This window comes from uncultured Pontibacter sp. (genome assembly GCF_947499215.1).
In the GTDB taxonomy this organism is placed as follows: domain Bacteria; phylum Bacteroidota; class Bacteroidia; order Cytophagales; family Hymenobacteraceae; genus Pontibacter.
Genome location: NZ_CANMNI010000001.1, coordinates 1,537,341 through 1,550,426, shown reverse-complemented (window position 1 = coordinate 1,550,426; position 13,086 = coordinate 1,537,341). Strand labels below are relative to the sequence as shown.

The following is a 13,086-nucleotide window of genomic DNA, read 5'->3' as shown; positions in this document are numbered from 1 at the left end:
AACCTAACAGTTATAGGTAATGTGTAAGCGTGCTATCAAGTTGTTAAAGATGGAGGTCGAACACCTTTTGTTCTTTGCTCTCCGCAAAACCAGCCTTTTTATAAAAGGTATGGGTAGCAGTGCGTGTGGTGTTGCAGCGTACCCGCACCTTTCTGACTGAATGTACAGCCGCCCATGTCTTTACTCTTTCTATCAATTGCTGCCCTATACCTTGCCTCCGGAAATGCTCGTCCACCATTAAGCCCCCAATCTCCACAAAAGGCTCTGACTCCAAACGGAAGGTATAAAAGCCATGAATCCAGCCTACTACCTGTTTGCCGACACAAGCCACGAAACCGCAATGGTCTTTTCGTGCAAGCACCTGCGCTACCCTTTCTCTCATCTCCTCAACTAACACGGTATAGCCAAACTGAAGTGAAAGCTGTGCTAGCGCTTCGACATCATCTTCAATGATTTCTCTGAAGTGGATTTGCATAGGTATAGGAACGTAGCTGTGAGGTATAGGCGCTGCTTAAGTAGGTTATATTTACTATACCAAAGGGACCCGTAGATAGTCACTTTGGTTGCATGAGGCATGCAAGTTTTTGTTTCTCTTACTTCACCACTCCCTTTATCCACGCACTGATTGTCTCCAACGCCACGGGTGCCATCGTCTCTTCGATTGCAGCATATTCGGTATGCAGGCCGGTGTTAGCCGTCTGGAAAAGATGGTTGAGTCCGGGCAATTCTTTAACCGTGTAATGTTTATTGCCGCTGGCTTTCAAAGCTTTTTGGGTAGCGGCGAGGTTCGCAGCAGCGGGCACCTGCAGGTCTTTACTGCCGTTGAGCGCAAGCACCGGCATCTTGAGTTGCCGCAGAGTGGGGGCGGGGTCATAAGCAAGGTAGTAACGCATCCAAGGGCTGCTTAGCTGTGCTACCAAACTGTTCTCACTCTGAGCTGATAAACCGAGTTGCTGTATTTCCTGCGCCGTGAACTGCGCCTTTGCTTCCTGCTCTATTGTTCTGATCTTCTTGGAGGCTACATCTACATCACCCTCAGAAGCAGCAGTTTCAAACTGGGCACGGCGCATTTTAAGCAATTTCTGCAGGGTTTGGTCAGGTATACCGGCAGCGCTGAAAATAGCTTCGTTTTGCGCTACCAATAGTTCTGTTCCGGGAACGGCACTCCCGGCCATCAACACTACAAAGGCCACGTCTTTGTTGGCAGCCGCTACTTTTGCGGCGATCAGGGCACCTTCGCTCAGGCCCAGCAATCCGATTTTTTTAGCGTTTACCTCTTTGTGCCCTTTCAGGAAGGTATAGGCAGCCTGGGCATCTGTAGCAAAGTCCTGTGTAGTGGCAGATGTAGCGCTTCCTTCTGATTTTCCTGTACCACGGTCATCGAGTCGGAGCACAGCAATACCTTGGCGGGTGAGGTGGTCGGCCAGCACCAGAAAAGGCTTGTGGCCCAACACAGTCATGTCGCGGTCTTGCGGACCCGAGCCCGTGAAGAGAATCACGGCGGGGTACGGGCCTTTCCCTTGGGGCATGGTCAGTGTGCCGGCAAGGCTTATGCCTGCTGCTTTGTTCTCCACGCTTACTTCGGTCTCCTGATAAGGGTATGGCTTTGTAGGCTCCTGTTTGCGGCGCTGTGCCTCGTAGGCTCCTTTCGTAAGCTGCATGGGCAATGCGTAGCCGCCTTGTTTCCAGTGTCCTTCTATGGTTTCGGGGCTGGTTACTCTGCCCACATATACCCCTCCAATGGCCTTTATATTTAGGTATAGGCTGTCTTGCGTCAGTCTTACTTCCTGCACCGGTATACCTCTAGCGCCCTGTTGCGGACTGTCCATGGTGGCACTGAGCGCACCACTTGGGTCTGCGCTAATGTGCAACACCAGTGGGAGTTTCGTGCCGCTAATGTCAAGGACGCCCTTCCATGAGCCCGCAATTTGTGATGGGGGCACTGGCTGCTGGGCAAAGGACGATGCTGCAGATAAGAGAACTAGGAGAAGTGTAAAGAACTGTCGTTTCATGCTATACCTTAATTGAGTTGGTGTGCTATACCTATAAAATAGCTTTGGGATTATTACGACTGTCGCTGCAGCCGCTGTTCTTTTCTGAATTCGATAAATGAGTAAACGAGCGGAACCACTACTAGAATGGCCACGGTAGCCAAGAATATTGCCTGCCGGGTAACGGAGTCTGGGAACAACGCCAGTAAGATCATAACAAGCCCGCCCGCAATCCAGAGGATGCCTCCAAGCCGATGGGTTTTGCGCCATACCTGTTCGCTCTCCAGTGTCCAAGGGGTGCGAATGCCGATGAAGTAGTTGGGCTTAACCGCCTGAAAGTAGTTGCCCAAGGCAATGAACAGACCTCCGATCAATATGAGGAGGGCGTTCAGCTGGAAAGTGTCCGGGTTCAAAGCGCTGTGAATGATGAACATCGCGAGCGCGGTCATGAAAATGACGAGGATGAAGCGCAGCTGGTGGTACTTGCTGCCCATGTAGGTCAACTTCCGTTTCGGGTCGATGTAGGGCACTGCCAGCAAAATAAGGTTGAGCAGGGCAGTTGTTCCGAGCACGATAAAAATCATAGCTGTTTTGCCAGCCCAGCCATCGGCTTCACCTTTCAGGTTAAAGTGCACTGGCACACGCTCTGGCAGGTCGTTCCAGACCCAAGCCAAGTAGACCAATGGAATGAGGATAATAACCCAAAGTATGATTTCTCTGGTGAGGCCGGTCGTTTTCATCTTATTCATCTTTTAAGGTGATAATCCATTTCATCAACTCATCGAGCACAGTTGTGTTAAGCGAGTAAATCACAAACTGCCCCTGCTTTTCGGAGGTCACCAGCTCGGCCTGACTCAGGATGTCGAGGTGGTGCGAAATGCTGGGTTTTGTAATGTTGAAAGCCTCCGCAATCTCGCCAGCGGTCATGTCCTTTTCCTTCAGCAGGTTAAGGATTTCGCGGCGGGTCTGGTCATTGAGCGCTTTAAAGACTTTGTTCACTATGTAAATTAGGTATTTAGACAAATATCTAAATATTAAATAAAAGTGCAAATAATTTAGTGAATAATTATTTTGGATTAGACTCCCATCTGTCTTTTGGAATTTGTACCTTCGTGGTAGGTAAAAATAGTTCTTGCGCATGGCTGGAGCCATTTTGTGTCTTAGCCTCAACTTCCGAATACCCTACCCGTGAATAAATTATCGCTCATACTCCACTGCAGTGCATTTACATTGTTGACATGGCTACTCTCCGGTTGTAGCGCAGACAGTCAATCAATCGAAAGGGAAGCGCAAACAAATCAAACCTATATCAATCTCATAGATGAATGGCATCGCGAGCGAGAGGCGAAGCTGAAAGCGCCGGATGGATGGCTGACCTTGGCAGGGCTATACTGGTTGCAGGAGGGAGAGAATACGTTTGGTAGCGGGGCTGGCCATGATCTGACCTTTCCGGCTGGCAAAATCCCCGGCAATGCTGGTGTTATCACTCTGGAAGACGACCGGGTGTCCACCAGCATAGCAAAAGGTGTGGAGGTGCTGCTCAATGGCAGACCAGTGAAAGAGGTGTCGCTCTTCGGCCCCGGTCTGGATACTATTCCCCAGCTAACCCATGGTTCGCTTACGTGGTTTGTGATCAAGCGTGGCGATAAATACGGGATTCGATTGCGTGATCTGGAGAACGATGCCTTGATCCACTTCAAAGGAATAACACGCTTTCCGGTAAACGCCGCGTGGCGCGTGGAAGCCAAACTGGAGCCACACCCTACGCCAAAACAGATACCGATCACCAACATAGTGGGTCAGACCACTTTGCGAGATTCCCCCGGTACGCTGGTGTTCGAACTAGATGGCAGGCAGCATCGGCTTGACGCGTTGATGGAAGGAGAAGAGCTTTTCATTGTTTTCGCCGACAAAACAAATGGCCTCGAAACCTACGGAGCCGGTCGCTACCTCTATGCCGAAAAGCCCCGTCCTGACGGCACAACTATTCTCGATTTCAATAAATCCATTAACCCTCCCTGCGACTTTGTTTCGTATGCCACTTGTCCACTGCCGCCACGCCAAAACCTGCTGACTGTCAGTGTGGAAGCCGGAGAGAAATCGTACGGGGAGTACTCAAGGTAGGCATTCTGTTTTCGTTTGCCATCTGAAAGCCAAAATCTAAAATTGCGAACCCTTATAAGTTAAAAGGGTATAACAATAGGTATAAGGCGCTGGAAAAGCCCTCTGAAGAGGGGAACTTATTTAAGCATAGGTCTGTTCATATATAGTTCCCCGTAAATTTTGAAAACCAAAACTATTAGCATGACAGAGACTATGTCTAACACAGTAATTACAAGTGAGCACTTGGCGAAAGCCATGACCTATACCCAATACCGCGAGTTGATTGACACCCTGCTGGCGGAAAACAAAACAACCGGCACCAACCACTCCGAAGCCATGGTGGAGTATACCCGCATGAATGCGCAGCGCATGCGCCGGGTTGAGAAAACCACTGTATTGGACAATGAGTTGGTAGACCTGATGCTGAGTGTGCAGAACAAGATGATCTGGGTGATTTTGACAGAGGCTTGGTGCGGCGATGCAGCCCAGACAGTGCCGGCCTTGGTTAAGATTGCAGATGCATCCCCGCTTATTGAAGTGAAACTCCTGTTGCGTGATGAAAACCCCGAGGTAATGGACGCTTACCTGACCAACGGCGGACGCTCTATACCTAAACTGATCGTTTTAGACGCCGATACCCTAGAGGAGATCGGTACTTGGGGGCCTAGACCTGAACCTGCGCAGCAGCTATTTATGGATTTGAAAGCACAGGAAGCACCCTATAAAGAGTTTGTAGAAAAATTGCACGGCTGGTACGGCAAAGACCGCAGCCAGACGCTTTTGCAGGAGTTCAAGTCGCTTATACGCGACTGGGCCAGACTGCAGAGCCCTGAAGAGCAGCCAATGGAACGGTTCTAGTAACCGGGCCATAATAAAAGCGGCGACCTGAGATACGGTCGCCGTTTTTTTATGCCCAGATATAGCTTCTACTGCGATTTAGTTCTCAGTAATACGTTCATTTGCTTGATCTTATCGCCAACCTCCAGTTGATGCAGCACGTCCATACCCTCTATCACCTTGGCGAAGATGGTATAGCGGCCGTCCAGATGGGGCGTAGGAGAGTGCGTGATAAACCACTGGTTGCTTTCGGTGTCCTTGCCAGCGGAAGCCATGCCTACATAGCCCTCGCGGTAGTGTAGTGGCGCAAACTCTGACCGGATAGAATAGTCGGAACTGCCCCAGCCGTCGCCACGCTGGTCGCCTCCTTGGGCCACAAAATTAGGCACCACCCGGTGGAAGTACAGCCCATCAAAGAACTGCTTGTTCACTAACTCCACAAAATTGGCCACCGAGCCCGGAGCATCTTCCACAAACAACTCTAGGGTAATCACTCCCTTTTCAGTTTCAATTACCACTTCTTGGTCCGGATGGATTGTTTGCACGAGCTTCCAGTCAATTGGGTGGGTGAACGGGTTCTTTGGCGCTTCGGATGGCTCCTTGCCGCTCAGGTAGTCGATGGTTTTCTGCAGCTCTATGTTAGTTTCCATGTCGCGGGGCAGTACCAGTTTCTGCTGCGCCTCCGTCAGGAAGGCATAGTCCGTGTAGATGTCGCGGTAGTTCAGCTTGGGATTGCGGATAACCCCGGCAGCCAGACCTGCCAATGATACGTCGCCAGACGCTATCCCTTTTCTGAATATATCGGCAAAGTCCTGCTCCAGCGCTTTGGGGAAATCCGCCTGTTGGCGCATGGCCGAAAGAGCCTCCATACCATAGGTGCCGATCACGGGCTGGGGCGCTGCAAAGGTTTGCTCTGCTATGAACTTGTAATTGTCGTAGTCCGCCGAAAGCGCTTTCAGGATATGGGCTTTGTCGTAGGGGTTCTGCGTGCTCAGGTATAGCTGCTGGTATTTCTGGCTGAGCTGCGCTTTGTCAGGACTGTTGCGCAATATAACCCAGATCAGGCCGGCGCGTACGCGTCCGTCCTCTACTTGATCCAAAGCTTTCTGCAAAGTGGTGACGTTCACCCCGCTTGGGTTGGCCTGCAGAAACTCTGCCGTTGCCACCGCCGAGTTGATGTTCTCATCCGTCAGGCCGGCCACTATGGCATCGTCAATTTCATCAAACTCCAGTCCGCCCATGGCGCGTATGGCGCTCAGTCGCACGCGGTAGTCGGGGTCGCTCTGTACTATACCTGAGAGCAAAGCCGCTTTGTCGCGTGCGTTTATTTTGCTGAAAGCCTGCGCCACGGCCATGCGCACATCCGCCGATTCATCCGACGTAACAACCGTGGTCAGCTGCTGACGATAGGGGCTCAGGTCCAGTTTGGGCGTGCGGGCCAACTGGTGCGCGGCGGCCAGTCTTACTTCGTACGGAGCGTTTCCGGAGAGCCACTGCACGGCTTTCTCTACCGCTTGCGCGCTGCTTACCTGCCGCAGACCGGCGCGGTAGAGTCCCCACGCCTGTCCCGCCTGTGCGGTTTCGTTTGGAGCCTGATAACTTACCAGATAGTTGAGTCCGCCGGCATCGGCCATTTTGCCAAGGGCTTCGAGCAACTCGGCCTGAACCGCCGGGCGCTGCTCTTGGTTAATGTGCCGCATCACGGCCTGCTGCGCCTTCTTGTTGCCGATTTGTCCGAGTGCATAAGCGGCGGCTAGCCGTATGTCGGATGCTGTGTCGGAGAGCGCGAGCAAGAGCTGGGGTATGGCCACGGTGTCCTGCATCGAGCCGAATGCGAGGGCTGCTTCCCGCCTGTACTGTGCGTTGGGGTTGTTGAGGAAAGTGAGCAGTTGGCTGGTATTGCGCTCATCCTGCAAGGTATAGAGCTGCTGCAGGTTAGGGTCTGAGAACTTGTTGATGCCTTGTGGTTCAGGAGCTAAACTTTGCTGTGGCGGCTGCGATTGGCAGGCTGCCAATGTGGCAAAGGCAAGAAGCAGGGTATAGGATTTTCGCATAGTCAAGTGGTATGGGATTTCAATATACTAAATGCGTCTATAAGGCCGTGCAGGTATAGGGCTTTTTTAATGATTAAGCGGGATTTCGTTTGCCGATTATATAAAAAATAGTATATTGATTGCTTAACCGGCAAAAATAATTATGCAGGATTTAGGCTTAAGCGTACGCTTATTCTCCAGACCCTATGGTGTTAGGTCGCAGATGGAGCGGCTACTCTTGCTGTTGGCGCTGCTCTCGGTGGCGCTGCACGGGTGGTTGCTTTATCAGCTGGTTGCCGTACGCGATTTGCATTCGGCCGTTACCTTCCTTTACTTGTTCAGTCTCCTTCCCTTTACGCTCTTTCTGGCATCCGTCTGGTTTGATCACAATCCCGGTTACCAGCGCCACCTGACGCTATACGCCACTGGTGTGCGCTATCGGCTCGGTTTTATGCAGCGTGAGCATGACTTCGACTGGGAAGAAGTAGAAAGCATCTTGGTAGGCCAAACGGTGGTGCATTTCGAGTTGAAAAACGAAGAATGGCATTCTGTAAACCTTGGGTCGGTGCGCCGTGAGCAGACCATGCAGCGAATAAAATCAGAATTGGAACGAATAGCGACCAATAAAGAAATACGCTTTCAAATTACTGACCAGTAGTCACATTGCTATGTATGTAAATTTATACCCGAATAAAGATCTCAAGAAAACCAAAAGGGTCCTGCTGTGGGGTGGTGTCTTTTTCCTCTGCGGAGGCTTGTATGTGTTGCTAAGCGAACTGATAGCCCAAGAGGAGATTCGGTGGGCTTGGGCAGCCGCTGCGGTTCTGATAAGTGCTGCCGGTACCAGCGGAGTGGCTGTCGGCACGGGGTACTTCCACTTCAAAGACGCTTTCTTTTCCATGACCCCTGAAAGAATAAAATACAGACTTACCTTGTATGGCCCTGAACGCACTATTTTCTGGGACACCATCGACAGCATACAGGCATCAGAGCATGTACTGGTGTTTGAACTGAAAGATAGCAATCAAGTGATTATGCGACTCGGGCATATCCAAGACCCACAGCTAGCCAACCATGTCAGTGTAAGTATACAACTAGCTGCTATTGAGCAGAAAGTGGAAGTCAACCAAACGGCTACTTATCTGCAGCATGTAGGTTTATAAACCAATGCTAGCCTAGTATGCGTCCTATATCTCCCCTACTTAACATTACATACTGAGAGATAAGTTTGTTTTTTTGTGTTTTATTTATTTTGTATAAAAACAAAACATGAAATAATTTATTGACGTAGTAATTTATAATTAAATTTTAGCATTATTCATGGCGTATTGAGTTCTTTTAAACCTGATGCGGCTGCTTATTTCCTTGTATTTAATTATTTAGTACAATCCGTATGTATGTCAGCCTCTATACAGCCAAACAGCTGCGCAAAATAAAAGACCGGATGCTTTGGCTCGGGCTTTTCATGAGTACGGGCGGGGCTGCTTCTGTATTACACAATATATTGCTGGCAGAGCAAACTAGGTGGTATTGGGCGCTTGCAGCGCTGCTTATTATGGCTGTAGGCGTGATCCTTATCGCAGTGGGCACAGATAGGGTACAACTTAGAACGGCTTACTTTTCCATCTCTCCAAGCCTCATTAGTTATCGTTTGAACTTCTACAGCCCAGAGCACCTAATAGATTGGCGCCATGTTTCCGCCGTGTATTTGTGTGACAATTGCGTGCTTTTCGATTTACATGGCGGCAAGCAGAAATCCGTGAACTTCTTGACATTCCAGAGTTCCAATCTTGCCTGTCATGTGGGCCTAAGTATTCAAGCAGCCGCGTTGGCGCGAGCTATTGCCGTAAACGGAGTACATTACAACACTTCGAGCGCAGCCAATTGATGTGCCCTGACGCAGGGTGCTAAGCATGCTGCAGCTGTCACAAAATCTGTTGTTCTGATTCACCCCACTATAATCCTTTACAATAGGGTCATTCTGTCGTCCACAATATTTTCCAGCATCTACGTGTCTAATGCTCAATAGGCACAGCGGATTGTCAATCCAAGCAAGTGTAGCAGAACATATTCGAGTAGGTATAGTTTGGGAGCGATTGTTTTCGGAAATTGCGGCTTTATTTCGATTATGGCTGAGCTGAAAACACGCGTGTATGGACTACAATTTGGATTGCTGTGCTTAAGCTCTTTCCTCTTCTTTGCGAGTTTCAACATGATCATACCGGAGTTGCCCAACTACATCACGCAGCTGGGCGGCGCTGAATACAAAGGACTTATCATATCACTTTTCACGCTTACGGCGGGCTTGTCACGCCCTTTTAGCGGTCAGCTGGCCGACAAGATGGGGCGTATACCTGTCATGCTGATAGGGGGAGCCGTTTGTATTCTGTGCGGATTTCTATACCCTGTTACAGGCACGGTGGCGGCTTTTCTGCTGCTACGGCTTGTGCACGGCTTTTCTACTGGTTTCACACCCACGGGTACTGCCGCCTACGTGGCCGACATTATCCCGATGGAGCGTAGGGGAGAGGCGACCGGCCTGTTAGGTTTGGCCGGTAGTCTGGGTATGGCCGCAGGTCCTGCCATGGGGGCTGCCATAGCCAACAGCTTCTCTCTCGATGCCATGTTCTACTCCTCCTCGGTAGCCGCTTTTCTTTCGGTGGCCGTGGTGGCCCGCATGCACGAAACGCTGGACAACCCGAACCGCTTCCGGATGGGACTGCTGAAGATATCCCGCAGCGAGATCTTTGAACCCCGGGTGGTGAACCCCTCCGTTTTTATGATGCTTACTGTCGTGTCGTTCGGTATTATCTTGACCATCGTGCCCGATTTTAGTGAGCATCTGGGTATACAGAACAAAGGCCTCTTCTTTACCAGTTTCACCCTTTCTTCCTTGGCCATACGCTTTCTGGCGGGCAGAGCCTCCGATAAGTACGGGCGCATCCGGGTGCTGAAGATAAGCTCGGCACTGCTGGTAGTAGCAATGGGGCTCATCGGCTGGGTGACTACCGCCACGGGCCTGTTGCTGGCGGCGGCGGTGTTTGGTGTGGCCGTGGGCATGAACTCACCCACTGTCTTTGCTTGGACCATTGACCTCAGCCACCCCGCCCACCGCGGGCGGGCTATGGCCACCATGTATATCGCGCTGGAGGCAGGTATAGGCTTGGGGGCACTGATGTCCGGTTGGCTCTATGACAATAATCCCGCACGGTTTCCGGTGGTTTTCTGGACGGGAGGCGCCTGTGCCATGCTAGGGTTTTTGTACCTTATTTTCGCTGTTAAAAAAGAGGCATAGGGTCATTATCTTATTGAGGTCCTTGTTGTAGTTGCTTCCAAGATTTTCCGGGATATATAGTCATTGCCTCCGGCCTGCCCGTATAGAAAACTGTCGTTTATACTTAGGTAAAACTTTAGCTTACTGGCTTTGTTTCTCTTTCACCATGACAGCAATCAACCAAGCTTTTTTAGACCATCTGACAACAGTGCACCAGCAGTCGCGCCACGTGGTGCCGCACTCCATGAGCTGCGCCTTTCTGGACGGTGTACTGCAGTTGCTTTTCCCCTCGCTTGCGGAGCGCTCCTTTGGGTCGCGGTCTGAAGTAGAAGCCTACTACATGCTGCTGCGATCGGATCTCGAGAAAATCTTGTTCAGAATAGAGGAGCGCCTGCCCGGGAAACCCTACGAGATAGCTGACGCCTATTTTGAGGCCCTTCCCGAGCTGCAGCACCAACTCAACAACGATGCCGCCGCCATTGAGGCCGGAGATCCCGCCGCCGTGAACGTAGACGAGGTGATCAGGACCTACCCCGGTTTCTTTGCCGTAGCGGTATACCGGTTGGCGCATCAGTTCTGCCGCATGGGTGTACCGCTATTGCCCCGCGTGCTTTCCGCCTATGCGCATGCCAAAACAGGTATAGACATCCACCCAAAAGCGCACATCGGGTCTCGCTTCTGTATCGACCACGGCACCGGCGTCGTGATAGGGGAGACCACCGTTATCGGAAACAGCGTGAAGGTTTACCAAGGCGTGACACTGGGCGCGATGAGTGTGGAGAAGGCCATGGCCAATATCAAACGCCACCCCACCATAGAGGATCATGTGGTGATCTATGCCGGCGCCACCATACTAGGCGGAAATACCGTGGTGGGAAGCAATAGCATCATCGGGGGTAATGTGTGGCTGACGGAGAGTGTGCCGCCCTATGCCCGCGTGTACCACAGACCCCAGATTAAAGTGAGCTACTATGAAGACAAAGCTGATATTCTCAATTTTTCAATCTAAAAGACATTTCAATGAAAGCGCATAGCATACTCGATACAATAGGAAAAACACCACATGTGCGTATAAACCGCATGTTTAAGCACAAAGCCGAGGTGTGGATGAAAATGGAGCGGGCCAATCCGGGTGGCAGCATTAAAGACCGCATTGCGCTGGCTATGATAGAGGATGCCGAGACCAAGGGTATTTTGAAGAAAGGAAGCGCGATTATTGAGCCCACTTCCGGCAATACAGGAGTGGGGCTGGCTATGGTAGCAGCCGTAAAAGGCTATCATTTGATTTTGGTTATGCCGGAATCCATGTCCATCGAGCGACGCAGGCTGATGGCGGCTTACGGTGCCAAACTGGAGCTGACCCCTCGCGAAAAAGGTATGAAAGGCGCCATAGAACGTGCCCGGGAAATGCTGGAGGAGCATGAAAACGCATGGATGCCGATGCAGTTTGATAACGAAGCCAATACGCAGATTCACGTCGAAACAACGGCACAGGAGATTTTGGCAGATTTCCCGGAGGGGTTTGATTATTTGATAACCGGTGTGGGTACCGGCGGGCACATCACGGGAGTGGCTAAAGTGCTGAAGCAGCATTTCCCTAATCTGAAAGTATACGCTGTAGAGCCGGCCGCATCACCTGTGCTGAGCGGAGGGCAACCCGGTCCTCATCCGATACAAGGTATAGGCGCGGGTTTTGTGCCGAGCATCATGGATACCAGTTTGCTGGACGGCGTGGTGCAAGTAGCGGCTGACGATGCTTATGACTATGCCAGAAGAGCTGCAATGGAGGAAGGTATCTTTATAGGCGTGTCTTCGGGTGCCTCATTGGCGGCGGTGCAGCAGAAACTGGATGAGGAAATAGAAGAGGGTGCCCGCGTGCTCACATTCTGCTACGATACAGGCGAACGCTACTTATCGGTAGAAGGGCTGTTCGTGTAACATAATAATGTTCTATAATCAAATCGTGCCGTCTCTCTTTTGGGAGACGGCGCGATTGTTTTTAAGCGGCTAGCAGTTCCTGAATGTCTTGGTTCAGCGACTCTTTCACTTTCTGCAGCTGGCCATCTGTCATGTTGCGTTGCAGTACCCGAAACACTGCTTTGAAGGAAGCGGTGATTTCCTCGTCCTGCTGGAAGTCGTTGTTAGCGGCAAAGGCGTTTTTGTTGCGGATGTAATTGATCCATTCCTGCGCGTCCCGAATTTTTGTGGGTGCTTTGCTCGGATCATACTGGTCGAAATAGATGCCCTTCCAGAAAATCGGAAGCTGCGCGGCAAATTGCACGGCATCGTTTACCGGGAGTCTGTCCCTAATCGACTGCAGCACAGCCCGGAAAATGCGCCCGGCTTTGTTTAAATCATCGGTGTGTAGCTCGTTTGCCACTTCCTGCAGTAGCACTGTTGCATTTTTGATGTTGTCTTCAAAGTTAAATGGCATTTGTCCTCCCTTCTTTAAGCGTTGCGTCCTATATGGTACGTCCGAGGGTGGGGCATGTTCTGGAATATTTGGCAGGTTTGGTAAAGGAGAGAAAAGGGAACAACACTGAACAAAAAAAAGGCAACCCGTGTGGGTTGCCTTTGTGGAGAATATCGGAGTCGAACCGATGACCTCTTGCATGCCATGCAAGCGCTCTAGCCAGCTGAGCTAATCCCCCATAAATATTAGAACTGCGGGTCTGAACCGCTGACCTTCCCGAAAGCCTTCGGGACAATCCAGTCAGAGAGCTAATCCCCCATTTGACTGGCACAAAATTAGAACATTTTTTGAATATGCAAAAGCGGAGGGGATAGATTTTGAAAATAAAAAAGGCGGGACATTTGTCCCGCCTTTTTGCTGTATAGGTTGTTTCTT

Annotated in this window: 14 protein-coding genes and 1 tRNA gene; 8 read left to right on the top strand and 7 right to left on the bottom strand. The window is 50.8% G+C overall.

Features of this window, described 5'->3' with window-relative positions; translation table 11 throughout:
* Positions 1 to 43 precede the first annotated feature (43 nt).
* The 4 genes from Q1A04_RS06800 to Q1A04_RS06785 form a co-directional block, all read right to left on the bottom strand.
* Positions 44 to 475 carry a GNAT family N-acetyltransferase gene (locus Q1A04_RS06800; RefSeq protein ID WP_299702964.1) on the bottom strand — a complete coding sequence of 144 codons (432 nt, stop codon included), beginning with the start codon at positions 473 to 475 and terminating at the stop codon, positions 44 to 46.
* Positions 476 to 593: 118 nt separating this feature from the next.
* Positions 594 to 2,012 carry an alpha/beta fold hydrolase gene (locus Q1A04_RS06795; protein ID WP_299702962.1) on the bottom strand — a complete coding sequence of 473 codons (1,419 nt, stop codon included), beginning with the start codon at positions 2,010 to 2,012 and terminating at the stop codon, positions 594 to 596.
* Positions 2,013 to 2,065: 53 nt separating this feature from the next.
* Positions 2,066 to 2,740, bottom strand: a complete 675-nt coding sequence (locus tag Q1A04_RS06790) for an SdpI family protein (protein WP_299702960.1) — start codon at positions 2,738 to 2,740, stop codon at positions 2,066 to 2,068.
* Positions 2,733 to 2,990 carry an autorepressor SdpR family transcription factor gene (locus Q1A04_RS06785; RefSeq protein ID WP_299702958.1) on the bottom strand — a complete coding sequence of 86 codons (258 nt, stop codon included), beginning with the start codon at positions 2,988 to 2,990 and terminating at the stop codon, positions 2,733 to 2,735. Before Q1A04_RS06785 ends, Q1A04_RS06790 begins: the two co-directional genes overlap by 8 nt.
* 234 nt (positions 2,991 to 3,224) lie before the next feature.
* Here Q1A04_RS06785 and Q1A04_RS06780 point away from each other — a divergent pair, with 234 nt between their 5' ends.
* Entirely contained in the window at positions 3,225 to 4,115 is an 891-nt protein-coding gene (locus Q1A04_RS06780; protein WP_299702957.1) for a DUF1684 domain-containing protein, read from the top strand.
* Positions 4,116 to 4,295: 180 nt separating this feature from the next.
* A complete protein-coding gene (locus Q1A04_RS06775; RefSeq protein ID WP_299702956.1) occupies positions 4,296 to 4,952 on the top strand; it encodes a thioredoxin family protein in 657 nt (218 codons plus the stop codon).
* Positions 4,953 to 5,020: 68 nt separating this feature from the next.
* Here Q1A04_RS06775 and Q1A04_RS06770 read toward each other — a convergent pair whose 3' ends face one another.
* Positions 5,021 to 6,985, bottom strand: a complete 1,965-nt coding sequence (locus tag Q1A04_RS06770) for a peptidylprolyl isomerase (protein WP_299702955.1) — start codon at positions 6,983 to 6,985, stop codon at positions 5,021 to 5,023.
* Between the two features lie 142 nt (positions 6,986 to 7,127).
* Here Q1A04_RS06770 and Q1A04_RS06765 point away from each other — a divergent pair, with 142 nt between their 5' ends.
* The 6 genes from Q1A04_RS06765 (at position 7,128) to cysK (ending at position 12,176) form a co-directional block, all read left to right on the top strand.
* Positions 7,128 to 7,622, top strand: coding sequence for a hypothetical protein (locus tag Q1A04_RS06765; protein WP_299702954.1), 495 nt, complete (start codon positions 7,128 to 7,130; stop codon positions 7,620 to 7,622).
* A gap of 10 nt (positions 7,623 to 7,632) precedes the next feature.
* Positions 7,633 to 8,127 carry a hypothetical protein gene (locus Q1A04_RS06760; RefSeq protein WP_299702953.1) on the top strand — a complete coding sequence of 165 codons (495 nt, stop codon included), beginning with the start codon at positions 7,633 to 7,635 and terminating at the stop codon, positions 8,125 to 8,127.
* Between the two features lie 230 nt (positions 8,128 to 8,357).
* Complete coding sequence (locus tag Q1A04_RS06755; protein ID WP_299702951.1) at positions 8,358 to 8,852, top strand: hypothetical protein; 495 nt, start codon at positions 8,358 to 8,360, stop codon at positions 8,850 to 8,852.
* 240 nt (positions 8,853 to 9,092) lie between these two features.
* Entirely contained in the window at positions 9,093 to 10,259 is a 1,167-nt protein-coding gene (locus tag Q1A04_RS06750; RefSeq protein WP_299702949.1) for an MFS transporter, read from the top strand.
* Between the two features lie 145 nt (positions 10,260 to 10,404).
* A complete protein-coding gene (locus tag Q1A04_RS06745) occupies positions 10,405 to 11,247 on the top strand; it encodes a serine O-acetyltransferase (RefSeq protein WP_299702947.1) in 843 nt (280 codons plus the stop codon).
* Positions 11,248 to 11,258: 11 nt separating this feature from the next.
* Positions 11,259 to 12,176 carry a cysteine synthase A gene (gene cysK, locus Q1A04_RS06740; protein WP_299702945.1) on the top strand — a complete coding sequence of 306 codons (918 nt, stop codon included), beginning with the start codon at positions 11,259 to 11,261 and terminating at the stop codon, positions 12,174 to 12,176.
* 61 nt (positions 12,177 to 12,237) lie between these two features.
* On the opposite strand, the gene Q1A04_RS06735 is transcribed toward cysK, so the two are convergent.
* Together Q1A04_RS06735 and Q1A04_RS06730 are read right to left on the bottom strand one after the other, a co-directional pair.
* A complete protein-coding gene (locus Q1A04_RS06735) occupies positions 12,238 to 12,672 on the bottom strand; it encodes a DUF2267 domain-containing protein (protein ID WP_299702943.1) in 435 nt (144 codons plus the stop codon).
* A gap of 143 nt (positions 12,673 to 12,815) precedes the next feature.
* Positions 12,816 to 12,889 (bottom strand) — tRNA-Ala (locus Q1A04_RS06730).
* Positions 12,890 to 13,086: the final 197 nt, after the last annotated feature.

Excerpts from the sequence above, each read along its gene's own strand:
- Q1A04_RS06755 (WP_299702951.1), top strand. The coding sequence starts at position 8,358 with ATGTATGTCAGCCTCTATACAGCCAAACAGCTGCGCAAAATAAAAGAC.
- Q1A04_RS06765 (WP_299702954.1), top strand. The coding sequence starts at position 7,128 with ATGCAGGATTTAGGCTTAAGCGTACGCTTATTCTCCAGACCCTATGGT.
- Q1A04_RS06775 (WP_299702956.1), top strand. The coding sequence starts at position 4,296 with ATGACAGAGACTATGTCTAACACAGTAATTACAAGTGAGCACTTGGCG.
- Q1A04_RS06745 (WP_299702947.1), top strand. The coding sequence starts at position 10,405 with ATGACAGCAATCAACCAAGCTTTTTTAGACCATCTGACAACAGTGCAC.
- Q1A04_RS06750 (WP_299702949.1), top strand. The coding sequence starts at position 9,093 with ATGGCTGAGCTGAAAACACGCGTGTATGGACTACAATTTGGATTGCTG.
- Q1A04_RS06770 (WP_299702955.1), bottom strand. The coding sequence starts at position 6,985 with ATGCGAAAATCCTATACCCTGCTTCTTGCCTTTGCCACATTGGCAGCC.
- Q1A04_RS06735 (WP_299702943.1), bottom strand. The coding sequence starts at position 12,672 with ATGCCATTTAACTTTGAAGACAACATCAAAAATGCAACAGTGCTACTG.
- Q1A04_RS06760 (WP_299702953.1), top strand. The coding sequence starts at position 7,633 with ATGTATGTAAATTTATACCCGAATAAAGATCTCAAGAAAACCAAAAGG.
- cysK (WP_299702945.1), top strand. The coding sequence starts at position 11,259 with ATGAAAGCGCATAGCATACTCGATACAATAGGAAAAACACCACATGTG.
- Q1A04_RS06790 (WP_299702960.1), bottom strand. The coding sequence starts at position 2,740 with ATGAATAAGATGAAAACGACCGGCCTCACCAGAGAAATCATACTTTGG.
- Q1A04_RS06800 (WP_299702964.1), bottom strand. The coding sequence starts at position 475 with ATGCAAATCCACTTCAGAGAAATCATTGAAGATGATGTCGAAGCGCTA.
- Q1A04_RS06795 (WP_299702962.1), bottom strand. The coding sequence starts at position 2,012 with ATGAAACGACAGTTCTTTACACTTCTCCTAGTTCTCTTATCTGCAGCA.